22 protein-coding genes are annotated in these 23,209 nt (G+C 51.8%); 14 read left to right on the top strand and 8 right to left on the bottom strand.

Annotation, left to right across the window (positions count from 1 at the left end):
- Positions 1-143: 143 nt before the first annotated feature.
- Positions 144-2,186: a hypothetical protein gene (locus AC0LWM_RS17415; RefSeq protein ID WP_474676444.1), complete on the bottom strand. Its 2,043-nt coding sequence runs from the start codon at positions 2,184-2,186 to the stop codon at positions 144-146.
- A 220-nt stretch (positions 2,187-2,406) separates the two neighbouring features.
- Positions 2,407-3,621 (bottom strand): GTP-binding protein, encoded by a 1,215-nt coding sequence (locus tag AC0LWM_RS17410; protein ID WP_474676249.1) that lies wholly within the window; start codon positions 3,619-3,621, stop codon positions 2,407-2,409.
- Between the two features lie 278 nt (positions 3,622-3,899).
- Between AC0LWM_RS17410 and AC0LWM_RS17405 the strand changes: the two genes are divergently transcribed.
- The 3 genes from AC0LWM_RS17405 (at position 3,900) to AC0LWM_RS17395 (ending at position 6,350) form a co-directional block, all read left to right on the top strand.
- Positions 3,900-5,012: a permease gene (locus AC0LWM_RS17405; RefSeq protein WP_474676248.1), complete on the top strand. Its 1,113-nt coding sequence runs from the start codon at positions 3,900-3,902 to the stop codon at positions 5,010-5,012.
- 19 nt (positions 5,013-5,031) lie between these two features.
- Positions 5,032-5,982, top strand: a complete 951-nt coding sequence (locus tag AC0LWM_RS17400; protein WP_474676443.1) for a TIGR03943 family putative permease subunit — start codon at positions 5,032-5,034, stop codon at positions 5,980-5,982.
- A 140-nt stretch (positions 5,983-6,122) separates the two neighbouring features.
- A complete protein-coding gene (locus AC0LWM_RS17395; protein ID WP_474676247.1) occupies positions 6,123-6,350 on the top strand; it encodes an alpha/beta-type small acid-soluble spore protein in 228 nt (75 codons plus the stop codon).
- A 171-nt stretch (positions 6,351-6,521) separates the two neighbouring features.
- Here the strand turns inward: AC0LWM_RS17395 and AC0LWM_RS17390 are convergent, their stop codons facing one another.
- The gene (locus AC0LWM_RS17390; RefSeq protein WP_474676246.1) at positions 6,522-6,926 is read right to left on the bottom strand and encodes an O-methyltransferase; all 405 of its coding nucleotides are present in this window, start codon (positions 6,924-6,926) and stop codon (positions 6,522-6,524) included.
- Between the two features lie 223 nt (positions 6,927-7,149).
- On the opposite strand from AC0LWM_RS17390, the gene AC0LWM_RS17385 reads away from it, so the two are divergent.
- Positions 7,150-8,409: a methyl-accepting chemotaxis protein gene (locus AC0LWM_RS17385; RefSeq protein ID WP_474676245.1), complete on the top strand. Its 1,260-nt coding sequence runs from the start codon at positions 7,150-7,152 to the stop codon at positions 8,407-8,409.
- Positions 8,410-8,495: 86 nt separating this feature from the next.
- On the opposite strand, the gene AC0LWM_RS17380 is transcribed toward AC0LWM_RS17385, so the two are convergent.
- A complete protein-coding gene (locus AC0LWM_RS17380; RefSeq protein ID WP_474676244.1) occupies positions 8,496-10,301 on the bottom strand; it encodes a M3 family oligoendopeptidase in 1,806 nt (601 codons plus the stop codon).
- A gap of 113 nt (positions 10,302-10,414) precedes the next feature.
- Here AC0LWM_RS17380 and AC0LWM_RS17375 point away from each other — a divergent pair, with 113 nt between their 5' ends.
- Together AC0LWM_RS17375 and AC0LWM_RS17370 are read left to right on the top strand one after the other, a co-directional pair.
- Positions 10,415-10,576: a YycC family protein gene (locus AC0LWM_RS17375; RefSeq protein ID WP_474676243.1), complete on the top strand. Its 162-nt coding sequence runs from the start codon at positions 10,415-10,417 to the stop codon at positions 10,574-10,576.
- Entirely contained in the window at positions 10,563-10,799 is a 237-nt protein-coding gene (locus AC0LWM_RS17370) for a hypothetical protein (protein WP_474676242.1), read from the top strand. The genes AC0LWM_RS17375 and AC0LWM_RS17370 overlap by 14 nt, the downstream gene beginning before the upstream one ends.
- Positions 10,800-10,914: 115 nt before the next feature.
- On the opposite strand, the gene AC0LWM_RS17365 is transcribed toward AC0LWM_RS17370, so the two are convergent.
- Complete coding sequence (locus AC0LWM_RS17365; protein WP_474676241.1) at positions 10,915-11,634, bottom strand: DUF2225 domain-containing protein; 720 nt, start codon at positions 11,632-11,634, stop codon at positions 10,915-10,917.
- A gap of 36 nt (positions 11,635-11,670) precedes the next feature.
- The gene (locus AC0LWM_RS17360) at positions 11,671-12,048 is read right to left on the bottom strand and encodes a globin domain-containing protein (protein ID WP_474676240.1); all 378 of its coding nucleotides are present in this window, start codon (positions 12,046-12,048) and stop codon (positions 11,671-11,673) included.
- 372 nt (positions 12,049-12,420) lie between these two features.
- On the opposite strand from AC0LWM_RS17360, the gene ylbJ reads away from it, so the two are divergent.
- Together ylbJ and AC0LWM_RS17350 are read left to right on the top strand one after the other, a co-directional pair.
- Complete coding sequence (gene ylbJ / locus AC0LWM_RS17355; RefSeq protein ID WP_474676239.1) at positions 12,421-13,743, top strand: sporulation integral membrane protein YlbJ; 1,323 nt, start codon at positions 12,421-12,423, stop codon at positions 13,741-13,743.
- 63 nt (positions 13,744-13,806) lie between these two features.
- Complete coding sequence (locus AC0LWM_RS17350; protein ID WP_474676238.1) at positions 13,807-14,613, top strand: NAD kinase; 807 nt, start codon at positions 13,807-13,809, stop codon at positions 14,611-14,613.
- A gap of 255 nt (positions 14,614-14,868) precedes the next feature.
- Here AC0LWM_RS17350 and AC0LWM_RS17345 read toward each other — a convergent pair whose 3' ends face one another.
- Together AC0LWM_RS17345 and lipA are read right to left on the bottom strand one after the other, a co-directional pair.
- A complete protein-coding gene (locus AC0LWM_RS17345; protein ID WP_474676237.1) occupies positions 14,869-15,162 on the bottom strand; it encodes a YutD family protein in 294 nt (97 codons plus the stop codon).
- A 2-nt stretch (positions 15,163-15,164) separates the two neighbouring features.
- Entirely contained in the window at positions 15,165-16,064 is a 900-nt protein-coding gene (gene lipA / locus AC0LWM_RS17340) for a lipoyl synthase (RefSeq protein ID WP_474676236.1), read from the bottom strand.
- Positions 16,065-16,362: 298 nt separating this feature from the next.
- On the opposite strand from lipA, the gene AC0LWM_RS17335 reads away from it, so the two are divergent.
- The 6 genes from AC0LWM_RS17335 to AC0LWM_RS17310 all read left to right on the top strand — a co-directional run bounded on the left by AC0LWM_RS17335 (position 16,363) and on the right by AC0LWM_RS17310 (position 23,153).
- Positions 16,363-17,853, top strand: coding sequence for a spore germination protein (locus AC0LWM_RS17335; protein WP_474676442.1), 1,491 nt, complete (start codon positions 16,363-16,365; stop codon positions 17,851-17,853).
- Positions 17,854-17,856: 3 nt separating this feature from the next.
- Positions 17,857-18,966, top strand: a complete 1,110-nt coding sequence (locus AC0LWM_RS17330) for a GerAB/ArcD/ProY family transporter (protein ID WP_474676235.1) — start codon at positions 17,857-17,859, stop codon at positions 18,964-18,966.
- Entirely contained in the window at positions 18,963-20,177 is a 1,215-nt protein-coding gene (locus tag AC0LWM_RS17325; RefSeq protein ID WP_474676234.1) for a Ger(x)C family spore germination protein, read from the top strand. Before AC0LWM_RS17330 ends, AC0LWM_RS17325 begins: the two co-directional genes overlap by 4 nt.
- Entirely contained in the window at positions 20,174-20,401 is a 228-nt protein-coding gene (locus AC0LWM_RS17320; protein ID WP_474676233.1) for a hypothetical protein, read from the top strand. Before AC0LWM_RS17325 ends, AC0LWM_RS17320 begins: the two co-directional genes overlap by 4 nt.
- A gap of 82 nt (positions 20,402-20,483) precedes the next feature.
- Positions 20,484-21,542, top strand: coding sequence for a M23 family metallopeptidase (locus AC0LWM_RS17315; RefSeq protein WP_474676232.1), 1,059 nt, complete (start codon positions 20,484-20,486; stop codon positions 21,540-21,542).
- Positions 21,543-21,821: 279 nt separating this feature from the next.
- A complete protein-coding gene (locus tag AC0LWM_RS17310) occupies positions 21,822-23,153 on the top strand; it encodes a hemolysin family protein (protein WP_474676231.1) in 1,332 nt (443 codons plus the stop codon).
- Positions 23,154-23,209 lie beyond the last annotated feature (56 nt).

Genomic DNA, 23,209 nt, shown 5'->3' with positions numbered 1-23,209 from the left:
TCTCCTCACTCTCTCCGATTGCTTAAACAACAAACGGATTGCAGCTATGCAATGGAGGAAACAGGTAACCACAGGGTACCTCGTTTCTCCATCCCAACTGCAATCCCTCATCGTGCGGCCTGCCGGGACATCCCGGCCGCCGTTTATTTCTTCAATTCAACAGGCAGCAGAATCGGCGCAATGCCGTATTCCCCGTGGCCCTTCTGGATTTGCGGGACGGTGTCGTTGTCGGTATTGCCGGATTCGTCGCCTTCTTTATAGAAGTCGCCCGTATCCCAGAACTCGGATGCTTGCATCCCTTGATCCAACGCAGGACCGTTGATGACTTGCCGGTAGAACGCTTCGTAGCGCGCAATGATCGTTTCGCGGTCAAGCGCCTTCGGCTTGTCGGCGTCTTCGTTCGTGTTGAGCAGCGACGTTAACCCGAGGCGCAGCGCGGCCGAAACTGCACCTGCCGTATAAGCGTCGTATTCGAACTTGTCTCCCGAAGTTTTGTACGCTTTGGCGCTGTCGTCCCACAGCTTCTCGTCCATCGCCTTATACAACCGGCGTGCCGCGTCGCGATACTTGGCATCCTTCGTCGCCAGGAATGCGGCCGTCAAGCCGCGGATCGCGCCGATTTGCGCCTTCAGCGTCGGCTCGCCGTCCGCTTTCTCGGTGCCGACCGTCCAACTGCTCGCGGCCAGCCCGTCCTTGCCGATCATATGCTCGATCAAGAAGTCGGCCTGACGCTGGATCATCTTCAGCGCTTCTTCGCCTTCCTTCGTATGCAGCCCTTCGGCATCCTCGCCGTTCGCATAACCGACCGGCAAGCCGTCGATCGCCCGGCGGAACATCCGCAGCGCCTCAAGGGAATAACCCGCTTGGAACGTATCCATCGTCGTCCCTTGCTTCGTTCCGTCATGCTCCGTTACCAGAACGCCTTCCTTGTCGTTCCAGTGCATCGCCTTCATGTTGCTGAACACTTGCAACAGGACGTCGCGGTTGACCGAATACGGGTCGTTCGATTCAACGTCGTTCGCCGCGTCGTCGTCCGTATTCGCCGCAGGTGTCGCCGGGAACGGGTCACCGTCGAACACGGCGCGGAAGGCCGGGTTCGTATTGGCGTTCGCTTGACGCTGGTCGGTCGTGCCGAAAAACTCCGAAGCCGGCCATAGCATCAGCCATTGGTCTTCCAGCAGGCTGCGTGCGTCGGTCACTTCCAGCTTGCTCGCGCCAGGATAATCTTTGTTATCGTTCTCCGTCACCTTAATCGCGTGAGGCAAATATACAAGCCCTTTAGCAGGATCGTATTTGCCGCCTTGACCTTTGGCGAGCTGCTTCGCCTTCGCATCGTAGAACAGATTGTCGCGCACATAAAGCAGCTTATTCCAAATTTCTTCGGTCAGAATCATCCCCTGCATGCCGTCAGCCGAGCTTACGCCAAGCTTGATGTTCGGATCGCTGTCGGCCGTCGACGACTCCGCTTCAATTTCCTCGTCTTTATCCGCGGTATGGAAGTTGCCCAGGAAATCGCCGGCCCACAACGCTTGCTTCAGGAATGCGGAACCGTATGCCGCAGGGACTAGCGTTTTGTCCATTTTATCCCGATTCCAGCGCAAGCTGGAGAAATCAACTTGTATTTTCGGAATGTACGTGCCGTTATCGCCGTCTGCAAATTTCGATGTATCAACCTTCTGTATATAATGCGGATCGCCTTTGGCGTATTCGATCAAGGTAGGATACATATTTTGCTGGATATCCTCGGGATTGTGGCCGACGGCGCCAGCCATCTTAATAAATCGCTCGGCCAATACCGCGTTTGCTCCTTCTTTGTCGCTGCGGAGCGAAGCGGCGGCTTGAATCGCCGGCCCGTTCAACAGGTGAAGGCCCATGCCCGATTTTTCCACCAGCTCGTACATTGCCTCCTCGGAATATTCATACGATTCGATTCCGGCGATATAATCGAATTTCGTTGGCGAGTCCGGCTTGGCGGGATCGAGCAAGTCCAGATCAAGACCCAACGTTTCCGCAAGCGGTTCGCCGGACAGCTCGAATTCCGCATAAGCGAACATATTGCCCGCCGTATCGAACGAATAATCTTTTACGTTCACCTTGTAATCGCCTCCGCTGCAAGCGGTCGCCGCCGTCAATGATATCGCGGCAGCCGCGGCAAGCGCGGACTTGAGCAGACGTTTTTTGCGAATTGCCAAAACCGATCATTCCTTCCCCATCTTCACAATTGATTCTATTTCTCACTCAAAATCAAAAGCCCGTGCTAATGAAAATCATTATCAACAAGAATTATAAGGGATCGGTTTTCGTTTGACAATAACAAATTTGTGACCAACTAACAAAATTATAACGAATTCAATACGACATAAGGGGACTTGGCTGAGCCAAATCCCCCTGGTTAGCATCATTAGCTTATACGTCACTCTGCTCCATCGACTCTGCTCCCGGCAGCGGGTCCGCGAAACGGCTCCAATCCGCGGTAAGCTCTTCGTCATTTAATAAGCAGCTGTCAAGACCACGGATCATATCATCTTTCGGCAGCTTCACGCCGATCCATACGAGCCTCGTTTCTCGGTCCCCCCACGTATCATGCCACATCTCGGCGATTTCCGGTTCCGTTTCCAGCACTTCATTGCGCTCGGCTTCCGGCAGCGTCGCAACCCAATACCCTGCCGGTCCGATTCGGATCGAGGTGCCGGCCTGGCTGAGGCTCGTCGCCATGGAATTGCGCGAGGCAAGCCATAAAATGCCTTTCGCACGGACGACTTCTTCCGGCCAAGAAGCCATCCATTTCGCAAGTTTTCCGGGATGGAACGGATGTCTGCGGCGGTATACGAAAGAAGAAATTCCGTACTCCTCCGTTTCCGGGGTATGATGTCCGTTCTGCAGCTCTTGGATCCAGCCGGCCGAAGCGCTGGCCGCATCAAAATCGAACAGTCCGGTATTCAAAATTTCGCGCGGCGGCACCGTCCCGAAGCTGCTGCGAATGAACTTCGCACGCGGCTGCAGCTTGCGCAGCACTTGCTCCAGCTGGATAAGCTCCTCTTCCTCGACGAGATCGCATTTGTTCAGAATCAACACATCGCAAAACTCGATTTGGCTGATCAGCAAATCTACGACATCCCGAGTATCGTCTTCCCCCGCCGCCTGGGCGCGTTCCAGCAAGCTATCCCCGCTGGAGTAATCGTGCCAGAACCGGTTTGCGTCAACGACGGTGACCATGCAGTCCAGCCGGACAAGCGAGGACAAGTCGATGCCTTGCTCTTCGTCAACATACGTGAAAGTCTGGGCAATGGGCACCGGCTCGCCGATTCCCGTCGATTCGATCAGGATGTAGTCAAACCGGTCTTCCAGAGCCAAGCGCTCGACCTCGCGCAGCAGATCGTCCCGCAGCGTACAGCAGATGCAGCCGTTCGACATTTCGACCAGCTGCTCCTCCGTCCGCGATAACGCGCCTTCACCGCGAACGAGCTCGGCATCGATGTTCACCTCGCTCAAATCGTTGACGATGACCGCGACCTTCAACCCGTCGCGATTGTGCAGCACATGATTTAGCAAGGTCGTTTTCCCCGCCCCTAAATAACCGCTAAGCACCGTTACCGGAATTTTGTTGGTCTGTTTCATCATTTTAGCCATCTCCTTATTCGTAATTATTACGATTTAATCATGTTACACAGTTCCGCCGCTTCTGTCAAATCGAAAAGTGCATAAGCTTGCCCGATGTCATACAACGCTCCTTTCAAACAAAAGATGTTGACACGGCAGCGGCAATTGTAATATCTTTTATACGTAATAATTACGAATAATATCCGGAACCAAACATACCATCTATTAATTCGATTCAACTTATCCAGAACAAATTGATCAAATTAACTTGTCCAAAATAATGACTAGGGGAAAGATCAATGCAAACTTTTGTCATGCGTTGGGGCATTCATTTTCTTGCCTTGGGCTGTCTTGTCATGCTGTATTTCATCTTCACAAACCGGGATCTCCCCGATTTGTCCGTAAACGCGACGGCATTCGCCAACTTTAAAACTTTATTTATCAGCCTTATTCTCGAAGCGCTTCCTTTCATATTGTTAGGCGTATTGATGTCGTCTCTGCTGCAAATTTTCGTGTCGGAACGGCTGATCCGGCGGCTGATTCCTAAAAACCCCGTACTCGGCATCGTGTTCGCGTGCCTGCTCGGCCTTATTTTTCCGCTTTGCGAATGCGGCATGATTCCCGTCGTTCGCAAACTGATTCAGAAAGGCATGCCGGTATATGTCGGGGTGGTTTACATTTTAGCCGGCCCGATAATCAATTCCGTCGTATTTGCCTCAACTTATCTCGCATTTCGGACGAGCCCGGAAATGGCTTATTCGCGCATCGGCCTCGCTTTTTGCGTTGCACTCGCTATCGGCTTGATCATTCACAGATTCGTTAAATCTAATCCTTTAAAACAAACAACTGCTTCCGTTCACGAAGCTTATGCGCATTCGCATTCCGACTCGGAATCGCATCCGCATCAGCATATTCACGTCCACGATCATGGTCATAGCCATGACCATAGCAACAATCCCAACCATGTTCATGATCATGGACATAGCCACAGCCATGCTGGCGGCAGCCGCTTATTGACGGGGCTGTCCCACGCGTCCGACGAATTTTTCGAGATGGGCAAATATCTGATATTCGGCGCTTTCCTAACCGCTGCCATTCAAGCCGGATTCAGCCGCGAGACGCTTGTTGCGATCGGCGACGGGACGCTCGGACCCAACTTGTTCATGATGGCTTTCGCCTATGTGCTGTCGTTATGCTCCACATCCGATGCCTTCGTGGCGGCGTCGTTCGCGACAACGTTTAACCCTGGTGCGCTGCTCGCTTTTCTCGTATTCGGCGCGATGCTCGATATCAAAAACACGCTGATGCTGTTATCCGTATTCAAAGCGAAATTCGTCATCGTTTTGACCGTTATCGTTTCGGTATGCGTATTAGCGGGTTCTATCGTGTTCGACATGTTTCTAATGAAGTGATTAAGGAGGCGATGAATTGATGTTTAGACGTTTATGGAAACCGGAAGCCGTCCACCATGCATTGCGTAGTTTGATCTTGACCGGATTTGCCGTTTATATCGCCCGTCTAGCCGGCAGCGGCAAGCTGAGCCTCTATATTGCTCCGAAAATGGCCGATTATGTAAAATGGTCCGCAATCGCTTTATATGCCGTTGCCGCTTACCAGGCCTATTTGGCTATTTCGGCGCTGTGGGGCACGCGTCAACCCCACGCATGCGAATGCGAACATCCTCTATCCGGCTCGCTTTGGAAGAATACGGCGGCTTACGGACTATTCCTCCTTCCGCTTGTACTCGGATTTTTGACGCCGGATGCCGCCCTCGGCAGTTCATTGGCCGACAAAAAAGGAATGAATTTGAGCAGCTCCGCTTCGCTGAAAGATGGGAGCAAATCGCTTAACCAAGCCCCTGCGGCACCCGCCACCAAGAAGGACCCGGCGCCACAAGACGGCTCGCAAGCAGAACAGGCCCCTTCTTCGGAGGATTTGAACTCACTATTTCCTGCCGACGAATACACCGAAGCATATGCCAAATACGGAAAGCAAATCTATAAACAACCGCTCATCAAAGTCGAGGAACAAAGCTTCATTGAAACATTAACGACGTTGGATTTGTTCAGAAAACCGTTTATCGGCAAGGAAGTGGAAATTAGCGGCTTCGTCTATCGAAGCGAAGGGATGAACAAACAGCAATTCGTCATCAGCCGGTTTATTATGAACTGCTGCTCCGCCGATGCTTCGCCTTACGGTCTACTCGTCCAATTCGACCATGCCAACCGTTACCCTGACGATACGTGGATAAAAATTCGGGGCACATTGGACCAAACCGTTTTTAATGATAATGAAATATTGGTCGTACAAGCGAAGCAAATCCAAAAAATTACGCCTCCGGAATCGCCCTACGTTTACCCGAACTACGACTTCGGATTATAGTTATAAATTTCCATATCTTTGTTCGGAAAATTGCGTATTAATTCCATAATTATATCCATACTACCATTAAGCGAATGATCTTCTAGGGCGGATTTACACCGCCGGGAGGCACGCTCACAACAAATTAGGAGGTACGCTTAATGGCACAAGGACAATCCCGTTCCAGCAATTCCCTCGTAGTACCGCAAGCGAATGCAGCGCTCGATCAATTGAAATACGAGGTCGCGCAAGAGCTGGGTATCCAAATCCCGCAAGACGGTTACATGGGTTATATGGCTACTCGCGACACGGGCGCAATCGGGGGACACATTACCCGTCGTCTTGTACAAATCGCCGAGCAGCAGCTGGCAGGAAAATTCGCAAGATAATTGGCTGAACCCAAGTCGTACGTGCCCCAAAAAGTGAAGGTTACCGTCTTGATCCAGCTGCTTTTTGGGGTTCCGCAATCGTATATATTGTAAAAAGTCGGCTCTCCGTGAGGATGGCCGACTTTTGCTTATAAGTAAATAATGAAATGATGCCCATTGATCTGAAGAAACCTAGGAGTCGAGCCCGAAGCTGCGATATGTACCGCGTCCGCCCACAGGCAGCGAAAGACTGGCCATATTGTAATTGCTCTCAAACTGAATGCTTGTGACCAAAGTATTCTGCCGGACCGTAAAATCAAGGAATATTTCCCCGTACGTCCAGCCTTTCTTGAACTTCAAAGCATGGATGGCAAGCTGGCGAAACGATTTTTGCTGCAATTCGGTTAATCCGCTCTGCACGTCTTTAATCTTGCCATCCTTCAACTCAACCGGATTATGTCTCACACCGAACTTGCCGATTGTGTTGTTGCGGATTTGCATAAATACGGTACCGGAAGACAAACCCGACAATTCATCGGACAACGCCATAAAAGCGATATCCATTTGCCTTGAAAGCGGCAGATGTTCAACCGTCATAATTTCCCTCCTTTCTTCCTGTTTCATCACCTTACCCTTAAGACCCATATACTGGGTCTTGTGTCTCATTATATGCTTTCATGTTCCAGATTTCAACATTAATTTACAATAATTATAGTCTCATAGACTTAGGTTGTCGTAAATAGTCATAGACCGAGTTTCCATGAGATGGTATAATGGTTTTAAAAATTAGCAAATTTTATGATGCGACAGGAGGCTTTTTATGGAATGGTTTAACTCGTTAGCGCTCAAGAAGAAGTTGCTTATCGGCTGTTACACGATCGTCGCATTGTTTTCGCTTGCTATGCTGATCGTATTGCTCTCCTCGGGTACCAGCCTGACTGTCGGCATCGTCGTTGTCGCAGTGCTCGTCGCCGTCAGCTATCCTATTATCAGCTTATTGGAGAGAGCGCTTACAGACCCGATAACGAACATTTCGCGCATTGCCATCAACATCTCCAAAGGCGATTTTTCGCAGAAGGTTAACGTCACCTCGAGCGACGCTCTTGGCGAGCTCGGCAATTCCTTCAACCGGATGATCGACAAGCTGCGCGAAATATTGGGCGATACATCGAATATTACGAAGCACGTCGCGGACACCGGCCGCGATATATTTTACAAGAACCAAAACTTGAAGACGATTATGGAGCAAGTCACGATTTCGGCTCAAGAGCTGGCTCAAGGAGCTAACCAAATCTCCGAAGACGTTTCGGACATGTCCCAATCGATTCGCGATATCGAAGAGAAGGTCGGCGACTACGCAAACTCGACCAAGGAGATGAACTCCCGCTCCGAGCATACGCTGCAGCTTGTCGAAAAAGGCCGCAAAGCCGTCGAAAGCCAAAGCGCGGGCATGCAAAGCAATATCGAAGCAACCGCACACGTATCGGAAACGATCTCACAGCTTGCGAAGCAAGCCGACGGTATCACGAAAATTACGAAAACGATTTCCGAAATCGCGGAGCAAACGAACCTGCTGTCGCTCAATGCCTCCATCGAGGCAGCGCGGGCCGGCGAGCATGGCAAAGGATTTGCCGTCGTCGCGCAAGAGGTGCGCAAGCTGGCGGAAGAATCTTCCGCATCGGCCAAGGAAGTATTCAACCTCGTTCGGACGATCGAACGCGGCATCAAGCAGGCGATCGAGAACATCGAGAAGAACGAAGCCGTCGTCAACAACCAAACGATTATGATTAAAGAAACGGAAAAAGTATTTTCCGAGCTTGTCCATAGCGTACAGTTCATTACCGAGCAAATTTACGCCTTCTCCAAGGAAAGCGACGTCATGCTGGACCATGCGCAAAAAATATCCGGCGCGATCGAGAACATATCGAGCATTACGCAGCAATCGGCCGCCGGCACGGAGGAAGTTTCGGCTTCGATGAACGAGCAGATCGCTTCCGTTCAGGCCATGGTCGACCAATCGGAGCAAATGCAGCAAGTCGTCACGCAGCTGCAGCGGACGATTCAAATTTTCAAGTTTTAGTACATAGGTATTTTGGTTCATACATAGAAAAAAAAAAGAATCCAACCTCCCCGGGTTGGATTCTTTTCAGATATGAACGTATCGAGTTACGAAGATACGGCTGATTCGGTCATTTGCAGGAACAATCGAATATCCTGGGCAATGACATCGATGGCGGCTTGCCAAAAATCAGGCTGCTCCAGGTCGACGTCCAGATGCTGCTTCGCAAGCTGTTCCACCGGCATCCGTCCCGTATCGCGCAGCAGCGCGACATATTTGTCCTCGAACGAGCTGCCTTCTTGAATCGCCTTCGCATAAATCCCCGTACTGAACAAATAACCGAACGTATAAGGGAAATTGTAAAACGGCACATCGGTCAAATAAAAATGCTGCTTCGACGCCCAGAACGTCGGATGGTATTCGCTTAACGCATCCTTGAACGCCGTCTTCTGCGAAGAAAGCATCAGCTCGCTGAGCTGCTCGGAGGTCAGCATTCCTTCCTTGCGGGCTTCATAGAACGATGTTTCGAAGATAAAACGCGTATGAATATTCATGAAGTACGATACGGCATTTTGTGCTTTCGCGTCGAGCAGAGCGATCTTCTCCTGCTCGCCTTCCGCTTGCTTCACGGCCGAGTCGGCGACGATCATCTCCGCCAGCGTCGATGCGGTTTCCGCGACGTTCATCGCGTATTCCTGCGCGAGCGGCGGCAGATCGTTCGTCACGTCATCATGGAAAGCGTGTCCCAGCTCGTGCGCGAGCGTTTCTACGCTTTGCGGCGTACCCGCGTACGTCATGAAGATCCGCGTTTGCCGGCTTACCGGGAACGGCGTACAGAAGCCTCCCGGACGTTTCTCCGGCCGATCGGCGGCTTCAATCCAGCGCTGCTCGAACGCCCTCACGGCAAAGTCCGCCATTCGCGGGCTGAACTTGCGGAACTGCTCTACGATCATCTCCGCGGCTTCGTCGTACGGAATCTGCTTCGCCGATTGGCCGAGCGGCGCATTGATGTCATGCCAGCTCAGCTTCTCCACGCCAAGCAGTTTCGCCTTGCGGTTCATATATTCGACGAGCAGATCCTTGCTGCGGTCAATGGCGTCCCACATCGCGTTCAGCGTCCGTTCGGACATCCTGTTTATTGCGAGCGGCTCCTGCAGCACCGACGACCAGCCGCGTCCCTCGTACAAATTCAAGCGGAAGCCGCCCAGATGGTTTAGCGCGTCCGCGCAAAAATCCGCCCATCGCTCCCATTCCTTCTCCCACTTGGCAAACACTTGCTCGCGCACATGGCGATCCGCCACGCTCATTTTGTTATGAGCCTGCGCCGCCGACAATTGCGCCGTTTCCCCGTTTTGTTCGAACGGAATCGAAAATTTCGAAACCGCCGTATTGTAGACGTCCGCCCATCCGTGATAACCGGACACCGCCAAATTGCCGGCGAGCGATTCCATCTCCGATGTCATTTTCAGCTTGGCCGTCGTTCTTCTTTCATCCAAGTTAAAGGCAACGGCCTGCAAGCCATCCTGCTGAAGCAGCGCCGCCCATACCGGGTCCGCGATTCGCAGCAGCAGCTCGTCATATAGCGTAAGCGCAGAGCTGTATCCGGCTTGAATTTGTTTGATTCTTCCGCCGAGCTGAACGGCTCTCTTATCGAACTGATTGTCCGAAGCCAAACACCCGACGAACGAATCCGCTTCCCGAATTTGGCTCAGAAGACTTTGCATCGTCGCCGTCAACCGAACAAGACCTGCTCCGTCCTCCCGTGTTACCGGCGGTTCGGCATCCGATACATCAACGATGAATTGGGCGATACCTTCCTCTAATTTGTTAAGAAACGCGACAAATTGCTCCGAATTCGACCCCCCGGGGAAAAAAACGTCCAAATCCCAAATTTGCTCCAGCGGTTGTTGCATCTTCATCACACCTTTCGGATAATGAACCCTTCCTTGAAACGGATCAAGAACGGGTGTATAACTGATATAGAACAATTGTTTATGTACTGATTATAACAAGGAGGACTTCCAACATGAAGCCACTGCAAATCTCGCCGGAGACGGCGATCAAGCTGGCGGCCAAGCTGAACGTGCCGATCGAACAGCTGATGCATATGCCGCAGCATATATTGCTGCAAAAAATCGCGGAGCTGGCCAAAGAGTCCGAGAAGGAAGACAAGCATGATTCCGTTTGAGCGGACATGGCCGTATGACGTCGTCATGAATGACGTCTACGTGCACGAATGTCCATTTTGCGCCACAGCTAACGTACTTATTCCGATTCGCGTCAAAGAACTGAACGAAATTCACGACGGCAAAAAAAGATTGCTCGTTTTTCCTTGCTGCAGCAACAAAGTGACGGTCATCGATACCGACCGCGATTATTTGCTCACCGACACGGTATTGCGCAGCGGCTAAGCCCCACAAAGTGATGTATAGCTTCGAAGCTGATTCAGGTACTTTGCCCCTAAATTAAAAGCGCATAAGGGCTAGCCGGATGTTGTCCGCTGACTTATGCGCTCCACTGCGTGAGTCATATCGTATATTTCTTGCCTTCTTCTTCCTTCATTTCCTCCGGAAGCTCCATCCGTTCCGCCAGCATATCTTCGCGCAGCTGCATCCATTGCTCGCGGGAAGCGCGAATCATCCCGGCATCCATAATTTGCTTATCGTTAATGACGCGCGAGAACCATTTCACCGCATCATGATATTGCCCAAGTCTGCGGTTCAGCTCCCCGATCAAGTACATGAGCCTCGCATTATTGACATTTACACCTTCCACTTCAAACACGCGTATGTATGCGTCCAAGGCAAATCGCAGAAATCGCAGCTCTTGGTCGCGATTATCCTCGTATCGGTACAGCCAGGCAAGGTGATGCAGCAAACCCGCGACGACACGTTCTTTTTCGTTTTTAATCTGCGCGCACATCAGCGCCAGCTTGTACGTTTCAAGCGCGGTCTCCCAGTTTCGTTCCCCGCCGTAGTCGCGAAATGACCAGGTTCGGCCGATTTTGTCGAAGAACGCTTGTCTCTGTGCGTCGGTGATCTTGTCAGAGAAGCTTTCCGTAGTAGCGAACCCGCAATACGGGCATACACGGACGACATAATAGTCCGGATTGACCTCTTTGTAATGGCAGCAGAAATCGGTGTCGGTTTTTGTCGCTTTCTTGAAGCTGGGCCGCACGCGGGAAGTTTGGTACGAAGCCTCGCAATTGACACACTGTAGCTTAATTTGAAATAACGGTTCAACCATGCGGCAGCGCCTCCATTGTTGTGTATAGATCCGAAGCTAAGGCGTATTGACAAAATGATGCGCAGGTCCCGATAACCGATCCAGCACGAACGATTGCAGCTCCGGATCAAGGCCGACTTCCTTCAGCGCTTGAGCCATGCAGCTTAGCCACGCTTCCGCGCGCGCCGGCGTTATTTCGAACGGCATATGCCGCGCTCGCATCATAGGGTGGCCGTATGCGTCGGAAAATAAGGAAGGACCGCCGAAAAACTGGCTTAAAAACATATATTGCTTCTCCATGACCGGACGGATATCTTCCGGGAACAAGGGCGCAAGCAGCGGGTGACGCTGTACGTTCGGGTAAAACGCCTCAACGATACGACGCACGCCCTCGGCTCCGCCGACAGCCTCATAGATCGTAGCGTATGGATTCATGTTCATTCACACCTTTATTGCGGAGTTCCTCCCATTATACCATACAAACAAAAAAATGGCGCTAAAGGATTAGCACCATGTTCCTAGATTATGCGGTTAACTTTCCCAATCCTCTTCAGGAGAACCCATGAGAGATTCCCTGATGACATATACGAAAGCACATACGAGAATACCTGCGATGATACTCATCCGAATCACTCCTAATGCCAGTGTGAACTGAATTGTTAAGACTATTGTACCACAGGAATCGGAAAAAAACAGTATCTCTTGCAAGCGTTTTCTAAAGGTTTTATTTATGCATGTCCGCTCATAAGCTTAGAATGATACAAGCTGTTTCGAGCCTATTTGTAAACGGGAGGAGACACAAGTGCCATGCGTAAAAAAAATGCGTCACATCCATCCGAATTCCAATCCGGCGGGGCTGCGCGGCTGCTCCCGATCGCCCTCATCGCCTTATGCGGCTTGATGCTGGTTATTCTCATGGTCGTTTTTCCGGAGACGGCCCTTTCCGCGGCCGTTCGCGGACTGGCGATCTGGTGGGATATTTTATTTCCGGCGCTGCTTCCTTTCTTCGTCATATCCGAAATGTTATTGGGCTTTGGCATCGTTCATTTTTTGGGCGCAATGCTCGACCCGCTTATGCGTCCGGTATTTCGCGTGCCGGGGATCGGCGGGTTCGTCATGGCGATGGGATTCGCATCGGGATATCCGGTCGGAGCGAGACTGACCTCCCAATTATGGGAACAAGGTCTCGTGAACCGCGACGAAGGAGAACGTCTCGTCGCTTTCACCACGTCGTCCGACCCCATATTTCTGATCGGCGCCGTTTCCATCGGCTTCTTCCATGATCCCGGCCTGGCAGGCATTCTTGCGCTGGCCCATTACGGCGCCTGTATGCTGATCGGCTTTATGATGCGATACCACGGCGATCCGCAATCGGCAAGTTCCGAGCCTGCCGGCGATCAGCATGAAGCTGCCGGACAGCCTGCATCCTCTTCGGCCCCGCGCAGCCGGCTTCGCCGCGCTTTCGAAGCGATGCACCACGCCCGCCTTCGCGACGGAAGGACGGTAGGACTATTGCTCCAGCAGTCGATTCAGTCCGGCATCCGGCTTATCATCGTCGTCGGCGGGCTTGTCGTTTTCTTCTCCGTCTTGCTGGAGCTGTTGACCGATGCCCGGGCGATGGCTCTGTTCCACGGTGCCGTTCATGCCGTGCTTAGCGTGTTTGCGATTCCCGAAGCGCTGTCGGATTCTGTCGTCAACGGGTTTTTCGAAGTGACGCTCGGCGCCAGATCGGCCGGCGAGGCCGGCGGGTCCATTCAGCTCGTCGACAAAGTCGCCGTAGCGGCCTTTGTACTGTCCTGGGCCGGACTGTCGGTGCACGCGCAAATCGCAAGCATCTGGAATAGCACCAACTTCCGATATCGGCCGTTTCTGATCGCGCGAGTCGTTCACGGCTTATTGGCCGCGACGATGGTGTATGCGCTATGGAAGCCGATGCAGCCGGTTGCCGCTTATTTGCGCGAGCTGGGCACCGCCGCCGTATTCGCAGGACATTCGGCGGACCGGTTCAGGGCGATGTTCTTAGCGGGCGGATTCGTTTTTGCCGGTACGCTTGCCGCCATCGCCGCTTCTTTTGTCATATACTTCCTCTGTAAAAGGGTTTCCGCCGCTCTGCGTCGCAATGCATTGTAATCTGGGCTAATATAAATTATGATGAGATCAATTGAGGCTATGAATTTTAGGAGGAACCCTTTCTTGAACTATTTTGTACTCGACCGCGGAGATTCGCACTCACAGCAGCTTGCCGTTCAATTTCACCAGCTTGCCGAGCAATACGGACTTACGCTTGACAAGCAGTCCCCCGATATCGTCGTTTCGATCGGCGGAGACGGGACTTTGTTGCAAGCCTTCCATACGTTTGTCGGTAAATTGAACGAAATCGCCTTTGTCGGCATTCACACCGGCCATCTCGGATTTTACGCCGATTGGAAAGCCGACGAAATCGAAAATCTCGTCCGTCTCATGGCCGAGCAATCCGATGGGCCCGCAGAAATGGTCAAATATCCGCTCGTCGAAGTCGAAATTCATTCCCGTCAGGGCCTCGAAACAAGGCTTGCCTTGAACGAATTTACGCTCAAAGGCGTCGACGGCACGGTCGTCGCGCAAATCGACATTAACGACCATCCGTTCGAAATGTTCCGCGGCGACGGCATCTGCATCGCCACACCGTCCGGAAGCACGGCGTACAATAAAGCTTTGGGCGGAGCGATGATCCACCCGTCGATCGAATCGATTCAAATCGCCGAAATCGCCTCGATCAACAACCGCGTGTACCGGACGCTGGGCTCGTCCATCGTATTGCCCAAGCATCACCATTGCGATATATTCTCGCGCAAGGCGCAGCGCCTGCTGCTTGCCGTCGATCATATCAACCTTCATCGCGACGATATTATCTCCATTCGTTGCCGGGTCGCCGACCAGAAAGTCAGCTTCGCACGCTATCGGCCTTATCCGTTCTGGGATAGGGTGAAGACGGCTTTTATCGGCCACGTCGAAAACTGAGGAAACCGGCTATCATGCTGAACATAAGAAAAGCTTCTATCGAAGCCATTCAAAGATGATGAACACGTTCAGCTCCCCATCCAACTGTATGTATGAAGGATTGCACTTTTGTAAAAAGACACGTTGTAAATTGATGAACTGACTTTCAGAAACTTTTGGCTGAAAATCAGCAAATGATTTCTGAAAATTATTACGAATACTTACAGGTTCGGCTCCGTTGAAAGCTTTCCGATATGATAAAACCAAAGGCAGGGGTTATACCCCTGCCTTTGGTTTATTCTCCGTTCGGTGCAGCACGAAGTAGGCGCATCCGAAATTGCAATATTCATGCAAATAATCGTTTAATCCCGACATCGCGGTTTCTTTCGTCGATTTCGGGTTGTTGTCCTTGAAGAAGCCCTTCAAGCGGAGCTGGCTGTAGCCCCAATCGCCGATAATGTAGTCGTATCGGTCCAGCACCTCGCTGTACCGGTCGCGAAACGCTTCGGCATTCCAGCCGTCTTTATGGTTAACGAGAACCTCGAACGTTTTTCCGGCAATGTGGATCAAATCTAGTTTCCTCCCCCAGGTACCGACTGCGCTTGCTGCGCCGATTTCACTTGCTCATGCGCGTGATAGGAGCTGCGAACGAGCGGTCCGGACTCGACGTGACTGAATCCTCGGCGCATGCCTTCTTCCTTCAATGTTGCGAACTGCTCCGGCGGATAATATTTCTCGACGTCCAGATGCTGCTTCGTCGGCTGCAAATATTGGCCGATCGTCATAATGTCGCAGTCGACCTCACGCAAATCGTCCATCGTTCGCAAAATTTCATCCCACTCCTCGCCCACGCCGAGCATAATGCTCGATTTGGTCGGAATGTCGGGCTTCATTTGCTTGGCCCGCTTCAGAAGCTCAAGAGAACGACGGTATTTGGCTTTCGCACGAACACGGTCCGAAAGGCGCTCCACCGTTTCGATATTGTGGTTCAGAATATCCGGCTTCGCATCCATCACGATCCGAAGCGACTCCTCATCCCCCATAAAATCAGGAATGAGCACTTCCACGGAGCAAAGCGGCACCCGTCTCCGTATCGCTTTGATCGTTTCGGCAAAAATCGATGCCCCGCCGTCCTTTAAATCGTCGCGCGCAACCGAAGTTACGACGCAATGCCTCAGGCCCATCTGCTCGGCCGCTTCCGCCACGCGCTCCGGCTCCTGCAGATCAAGCTCGGTCGGCATGCCCGTTTTCACCGCGCAAAAACGGCAGGCGCGCGTGCAAATGTCGCCCAGAATCATGAAGGTAGCCGTACGGTTGGCCCAGCATTCATAGATGTTGGGGCAGCGGGCCTCCTCGCAGACGGTGTGCAAAGTTTTGCCCCGCATCATATGTTTTAACTCGGCATAATTATCGCCGGTCGTCAATTTTATTTTGAGCCATTCCGGCTTGCGTTCTTTGTGATCGATCGACATGTTTGTCCCTGCTTTCCTAAGACGCATTTCCCTCATTATAACACGAAGAGGACGATTTTTCACATGGCTCTATTTCATGAATCGCCCCATGATTTTGCAACAAGTAACTTTAATCCTTTCTCCTATTATAAAAACAAAACTTCTCGGGGAAAATGGAAAAAACCGATAACGGAGGGAGACGGCACCGTTGCTGTTCAACCATAAAACTTTGAAGCAAGTACTGCGTTTTCGCCACATGTCTCCCGGAGGTCAAGGGCAAGCCGACAACGGTACCCGCCTCCATTCCGGCAACCCCGTGATGCAGCAGCCCCTCTACAGCGTGTTGCAGGACAATTTGACGACTTTGCAATCATTGTATTACGACTGTTCCGACGTCGTTTTCCAGCAATTTCACATCTCCGGCCAAGGCGCGGTCATTATATTTATCGAAGGGCTGACCAACAAAGATTTGCTCGATCGCGATGTCATCGCCCCCCTGAAACAATCCGCCGGCATGAGCACTTCGTCTAGTTTGCAAGACAGCATCGGCAATCGGATATCGGTTTCCAGTACGGAGCAAATCGATACGTTCGGCAAGGCCGTTCAGCAAATTTCGGAAGGAAACTGCCTGCTCCTCATCGACCTGTGGCCGGTCGCCCTTGCTGTCGGCACATTCAAGTGGGACGGCCGGCAAATCGAGGAGCCGATGGCGGAATCGGTCATCCGCGGTCCGCGCGAAGGCTTCACCGAATTGATCGGCGTCAATACGGCAATGATCCGGCGCAGAATCAAAAGTCCGGCTCTAAAAATGCACTCGATGAAAATCGGCCGTTATTCCGAAACAAAAATCGCGATCGCATATATCGAAGGGATCGCCGATCCCACGTTAATTGAAGAAGCCATAAACCGGGTGCAGCGAATCGATCTGGACGGCGTATTGGAGAGCGGAACGATCGAGGAATACATCGAAGACAGTCCGATGTCGCCATTTCCTCAGCTGCTTACGACAGAACGTCCCGACGTCGTAACGTCCAATTTGCTGGAAGGACGTATCGCCTTTATCGTGGACGGCACGCCGTTTGTCATGGTTGCTCCCGCTACGATATTTGCTTTTTTCCAATCGCCGGAGGATCATTACCAACGATTTTGGATCGGTACGTTTATTCGCTGGTTGCGTTACCTGTTCGTATGTATCGCTCTGCTCGCGCCATCCGCTTATGTTGCGATTCTCACGTACCATCAGGAGATGGTGCCGACGACGTTGCTGCTTAGCATCGCCAAATCGCGCGAAGAAATCCCGTTTCCCGCGCTTGTCGAAGCGTTATTGATGGAAATCACCTTCGAAGCGCTTCGCGAAGCCGGCATTCGGCTGCCGAAACAGGTCGGTGCTGCGGTCAGTATCGTCGGCGCGCTCGTCATCGGCCAAGCCGCCACAGCGGCCGGTCTTGTGTCGTCCCCGATGGTGATGATCGTGGCGATCACGGGGATCGCGTCGTTCATGATACCGAATTATACGGCGGGTATCGCCATTCGAATATTGCGGTTTCCGATCATGTTCCTTGCCGGCGTACTCGGCCTGCTCGGTCTCATGCTCGGCGTCATTACGATCGTCATCCACCTGTGCACGCTGCGTTCGTTTGGCATGCCTTATTTGTCTCCGCTCGCGCCGATGCAGTCGAGTGAAATGAAGGACGTCCTCATACGCGCGCCGTTATGGGCCATGAACAAACGCCCGCATTTGACGGGAGACGGCGACCTCCAGCGCCAAGCGCCGAACCAAAAACCGGGCCCTATGAAGGGAGGGGATTAAGCTTTGCTAGAACAAGGAAAAATTTCTTCCATGCAAATGGCAATCGCCATGTATCCGACCATCGTTGCAACGGCGATTTTGTTTGTTCCGGCCGTAACCGCCATTTACGCAAGGCTCGATTTATGGTGGTCACCCATATGGGCTTCCTCGCTCGGTTTTGTGACGGTATACGTCATGGTGCGATTAAGCAGACTTTTCCCCCAGCAATCCTTCATCGAATACATCGAACGAATTATCGGCCGGGTGGCGGGCAAAATCGTCGGGCTCACGTACCTCATATTTCTGCTGCATATTAACGGCATCGTCATTCGGGAGTACGGGGAGTTCATTGTCAGCTCGTTCCTTTCCCATACGCCCATCATCGTTATTATGGGCACGATCGTATGCGTAAGCGCTTTTGCCGTTATCGGCGGCATCGAACCGATCATGCGATGCGCCCAGCTCTTCGTGCCTGCCGTTGTTGTGTTAGGGGTGGCGATTATCGTATTGCTCATACCCAGCATGAAGTTGACGCATATGTTTCCTATGTTCGAGAACGGCCTTCTTCCATCGATTAAAGGGGCCGTTGTTCCTTCGGGCTGGTTCAGCGAATATATGCTCATCTCTTTTTTGCTTCCGAGTATTAAAGATCGCAACAAAGCGATAAAATACAGCTTTATTTCAGTCACGTCCGTCATGGCGATCATGGTACTCGTCAATTACTCCATCCTGCTCATGTTCGGGAATGGAATCATGACGATGAGCCAACCGCTCATGACCGCAACAAGGCAAATTAACCTCGTCGATTTTATACAGCATCTCGAATCCATAGTGATGGCGATTTGGGTTTTGGCCGTATTTTTGAAAATCACGATGTTTTATTATGTGCTTGTCCTCGGCACGGGACAGCTGCTGAAACTGTCCGAACGCCGCTCCGTCATCTGGCCGATTGGCGTGCTGCTAACGGCGTTCAGCATTTGGTGTGCGTCAAGCCTTCAAGAATTAAGCGATGTGATCAGCACGACGCTGCCTTTTTATTTAATGCTGTTCGCGAGCGTTATCCCGATCGTTCTCTTGTGCGTTGCACTTATCCGGAATAAACGCGGAAGCAAGCCGGAGTGCAAGCCGCTATGAGCGCCCCGGGAAAACGCATATTGCAAGCCATGATGAGGCTGATTCTCGCTTGCGCGCTGCTTATCCCGATCGCAGGCTGCTGGGATCGCGTCGAAGTCAACGATTTGGCGCTCGTCATGGCTGCAGGCATTGATACAAAAAAAGAACGGACGATTGAACTATCCATCCAGGTATACATCCCGAGAGCGGCAGCCAGCGGCGGAATGGGAGGAACATCGAATCAAGTCAGCAAGGGCGGACAAACGCTGGTCCATTCGGCAACCGGGACGACGATTTCCGATGCCATGTCCAAGCTGCAATCGCGCTTGCCGCGGCGGATTTTCTGGGGACACAACGAAGTGTTCATATTCGGCGAAGCGGAGGCCAAGAAAGGCATCCGCAGCCATATCGACTTCATCACGCGTGAACCGCAAGTTCGCGGCAACGCTTATTTATTCGTCAGCAAACAGAAGGCCAAGGACATTCTTGCGCTGCTGCCGCCGCTCGAACGGGATTCGGCAGAGGTTCTGAAAGAAATGGTCCGTTCGGATATCGGGATTAATGTCAATACGTCGAAGATTCTTGAAATGATGACCGGCGATGCCAAAGCGGCCGCGATCCCTTATATCGAAATATTGCCGCCGCAAGCAAATGAACAGCAAAATACGACGAACCCTTATATTACGGGCACTGCCGTATTCAAGAGGGACAAGATGATCGGCCGAATCGACGATAAGGTGACACGCGGGGTATTATGGTTCCGCGATGAATTAAAGCGTGCGATCGTTACGCTAATCCCGCAAGGCGAACGTGAAGAAATCTCCATGAACCTGCTGCGGGCGCAGTCCAAATTAATTCCGAGCATCAAAAACGGCCGGTGGATAATTACGGTCAAGGCCAAAACCGAAGACGATATTATCGAAAACGGTACCCACCTGGACGTTTCCAGCCCTGAAGTGATCGATAAGCTGGAAAAGGCGTTGACCGACGATGTCGAACGCAAAATGAACGCGGCACTTCATCAGCTGCAGAAAAAAATGAACGCCGACATTATCGGATTCGCCGAAGCATTCCATCGCAAGTATCCGCAACAATGGAAAAAAGCGAAAAACCGATGGGATGAAATTTTCCCTCATGTGGAGGTTCAAATGGATGTGAATGCGGCGGTCCGCAGACCGGGCAAACGGACAGCACCGGCGGGACTGAACGAGGACGAGGTGAAAAAAGAATGAATTGGAGCGGTTTTTTCATTGTGACGCTCATCGTAGTCTGCATCGCGATCTATAACTGGCCTCAGGTGAAAAGGCATAAACGAGATAAGACGGCGTTTCTAGTGCTTATTACGATCGGCTGGTTCCTTTCAATCCTGCTCATGAATCGGCCGGACCTCCCCGGTCCGACGCAGTTGATCGATTCGATTTTCAAGCCCTTCGGGGATTGGATGCAGGCCAAATAAATCCGGATGTCCCATCATCCACATGAAATCGTTCCGGTTGGCACATTCTAAAGAAAACGTCCACTTATTCCGATGCGGAGGAATGACCGTGTCCAGATTTCGTATGCAACAAATTGCGGCAAGCGTTAGTCTTGCAGTGTGCTTGATATGCGGCACGATTGGACTGCCGGCGGCATCATCCGCCGCATTGCCGGCCAAGCAACGGGCGACAGCTGCCACACTGCAGCATTCCTATGCGGACCGTTTTGCGCTGCTGCAAGCCATGAGCGCCAATATCGGCATCCCGTGGCATTGGCTCGCCGCCGTCGATCAATACGAGCGTGCGTTAAGTATGGCAAGACCCAAGGTTAGGCCGCTTCGCGACGGATTGATCGCCGTATGGTACAGCGAACAGGACTGGGCGGGAGCCTTGAATCCCGATCCGAACGATACCGATCCCGCTTCGATTTCGTTTTTCGGCGGAATCGGCATGGATGGGAACGGCGACGGCATCGCGGATCGAACGAACGATACGGATGCGTTGTACACGATTGCTACCCGTCTGAATCGTTTCGGGCCTTCTGACGACGACATACGGCTCGCTTTATGGGAATATTACCACAATACGCGAAGCGTTCAGCGGATCACCCAGTTTGCCGAAATATACCAAACTTTCGGAACGCTGGATTTATTCGAGCACGCCTTTCCCGTCCCTCTGCACAGCGATTATACGTACCGCGATACTTGGGGAGCTAGCCGTGGCTGGGGCGGACTGCGCATTCATGAAGGCACCGACCTGTTTGCAGGTTATGGCGTCCCGGTACGCAGCACATGCTACGGGATTATCGAAGTGCGCGGCTGGAATCCGTACGGCGGATGGCGAATCGGAATACGCGATTTGAACGGCGTCTACCATTATTACGCCCATTTATCTGGCTTCAACAAAAAAGTCGGTCTCGGCGATGTCGTCAAACCGGGACAGGTGGTCGGCTGGGTCGGCAGCTCCGGTTACGGCAAACCCGGCACCCAAGGCCGGTTCCCTCCTCATCTGCACTATGGGTTATACCGGGATCACGGATTATCGGAATGGTCCTTCGACCCATATCCCTATTTGCACAAATGGGAAGGCGAGGAACGCTCCCGGACAAAAGCAAAACATTGAAAAACTTACCGCATCCGAAACCTAAAGCCAATGCGCCCGAACAAAACCGGACGATTATTGGCTTTTTGCGTTATGATGGCAAGCAAACCTGAATAAACTTTTAATAAACCGGATTTAACGCCGATTGATCCGGTTTTTTCTTCGGATTTGGGCGAATTCACGGAATCCGGCTGATTTGATCTTATTTGACTTTCGTTTATAATGAAATGGTACGATGCGTTTATTTTACATTTTAAAGGAGGTGTCCTGTTCTCCGAACGATCGGTGAACAGGGAGTGTTTGGATCCTGAACCCGGACCGTTATTACTGAATTTGTTGATTGCTTTTGTATTGGTATTGTTAAACGGATTTTTTGTCGCGGCGGAATTCGCCATGGTGAAAGTGAGAAGCAGCCGAATCGAAGCGCTCGCTCAAGAAGGGTCATTAGCGGCTAGATTTGCCCGTCAAATCACAAGTAATTTGAATGCTTATTTATCGGCGTGCCAGCTCGGCATTACGCTCACCTCGCTTGGCCTCGGATGGCTTGGCGAACCGACGATTGCGGAGTTGATCGGACCTTGGCTGTTAAACATCGGCATTCCGGAAAGCATCGTTCATGTGATTGCCTTCTTGATCGGATTTACGATCATCACTGCATTTCACATTACAATCGGTGAACAATATCCGAAAACTTACGCAATACGACAATCCGAACAAGTGACGTTATGGGCCTCCGTGCCGATGGTCATCTTCTACAAAGTGATGTATCCGCTGATTTGGTGCTTAAACGGAGCCTCCAACTGGATGCTGCGCAAATCCGGGATCGAACCGGAAGCCGAGCACGAAGCGGTGCATACCGAAGAAGAAATTCGATTGTTGGTCAAAGAGAGCCATAAGAACGGGCTCATCGACAATACGGAATTAACGCTCGTCGACAACGTATTCGAATTTACGGAGACGGTCGCACGCGAAATTATGATTCCGCGGACTGAAATGGCGTGCTTGTACGCCAATTTGCCGTCGGATGAGAACATGAGCATTGCCACATCGGAGCTGCGGACCAGGTACCCGGTTTGCGATCCGGATAAAGATAACATTATCGGATTTATCCATATAAAAGACTTGTTCAAAGCAAGAGACGGGTTTGAGCAAATACGCGACATGATTCGGCCGCTGATGAGCGTGCCGGAATCGATGCCGATCAGCACGCTGCTGAAGCTGATGCAGAAGAAACGGACGGAAATTGCCCTGCTGATCGACGAATATGGCGGCACTTCCGGTATTGTCACGATGGAAGATATTCTGGAAGAGCTTGTCGGCGAAATTCATGACGAATTCGATCAGGAAGATCGTCCCGATATCGAGCCGAAGGACGAACATACGCATTCGGTCAACGGTATGCTTCATATCGACGAATTCAACGATTACTTCGGAACGGAAATCGAAACCGACAATTACGATACGATTGGCGGATGGGTATATTCCCAGCTCGAAATTCCTCCGAAGAAAAATCAGCGTTTCCGCCACGAAGGCTTCGAGTTCGTGGTCGACGAGATCGACCACATGCGGGTTTCCCGCGTGATCGTCATCAATACGAACGTATCAAGCGACGTATTGCAGGTTGTTTCATAAAGCGACGCCACAGCAGGAGCCAAGGTCGATGACCTAGGCTCCTTTGCATTTCACCG

This window comes from Paenibacillus sp. sgz302148 (assembly GCF_056120465.1).
The sequence above is the reverse complement of the archived record's forward strand: the minus strand, read 5'-3'. Positions and strand labels throughout refer to the sequence as shown.

Bases quoted from the DNA above. Each gene is read 5' to 3' on its own strand.
- AC0LWM_RS17410 (WP_474676249.1), bottom strand. From the start codon at position 3,621: ATGATGAAACAGACCAACAAAATTCCGGTAACGGTGCTTAGCGGTTAT.
- AC0LWM_RS17405 (WP_474676248.1), top strand. From the start codon at position 3,900: ATGCAAACTTTTGTCATGCGTTGGGGCATTCATTTTCTTGCCTTGGGC.
- AC0LWM_RS17400 (WP_474676443.1), top strand. From the start codon at position 5,032: ATGTTTAGACGTTTATGGAAACCGGAAGCCGTCCACCATGCATTGCGT.
- AC0LWM_RS17395 (WP_474676247.1), top strand. From the start codon at position 6,123: ATGGCACAAGGACAATCCCGTTCCAGCAATTCCCTCGTAGTACCGCAA.
- AC0LWM_RS17390 (WP_474676246.1), bottom strand. From the start codon at position 6,926: ATGACGGTTGAACATCTGCCGCTTTCAAGGCAAATGGATATCGCTTTT.
- AC0LWM_RS17385 (WP_474676245.1), top strand. From the start codon at position 7,150: ATGGAATGGTTTAACTCGTTAGCGCTCAAGAAGAAGTTGCTTATCGGC.
- AC0LWM_RS17380 (WP_474676244.1), bottom strand. From the start codon at position 10,301: ATGCAACAACCGCTGGAGCAAATTTGGGATTTGGACGTTTTTTTCCCC.
- AC0LWM_RS17375 (WP_474676243.1), top strand. From the start codon at position 10,415: ATGAAGCCACTGCAAATCTCGCCGGAGACGGCGATCAAGCTGGCGGCC.
- AC0LWM_RS17370 (WP_474676242.1), top strand. From the start codon at position 10,563: ATGATTCCGTTTGAGCGGACATGGCCGTATGACGTCGTCATGAATGAC.
- AC0LWM_RS17365 (WP_474676241.1), bottom strand. From the start codon at position 11,634: ATGGTTGAACCGTTATTTCAAATTAAGCTACAGTGTGTCAATTGCGAG.
- AC0LWM_RS17360 (WP_474676240.1), bottom strand. From the start codon at position 12,048: ATGAATCCATACGCTACGATCTATGAGGCTGTCGGCGGAGCCGAGGGC.
- ylbJ (WP_474676239.1), top strand. From the start codon at position 12,421: ATGCGTAAAAAAAATGCGTCACATCCATCCGAATTCCAATCCGGCGGG.
- lipA (WP_474676236.1), bottom strand. From the start codon at position 16,064: ATGTCGATCGATCACAAAGAACGCAAGCCGGAATGGCTCAAAATAAAA.
- AC0LWM_RS17335 (WP_474676442.1), top strand. From the start codon at position 16,363: ATGCAGCAGCCCCTCTACAGCGTGTTGCAGGACAATTTGACGACTTTG.
- AC0LWM_RS17325 (WP_474676234.1), top strand. From the start codon at position 18,963: ATGAGCGCCCCGGGAAAACGCATATTGCAAGCCATGATGAGGCTGATT.
- AC0LWM_RS17320 (WP_474676233.1), top strand. From the start codon at position 20,174: ATGAATTGGAGCGGTTTTTTCATTGTGACGCTCATCGTAGTCTGCATC.
- AC0LWM_RS17315 (WP_474676232.1), top strand. From the start codon at position 20,484: ATGACCGTGTCCAGATTTCGTATGCAACAAATTGCGGCAAGCGTTAGT.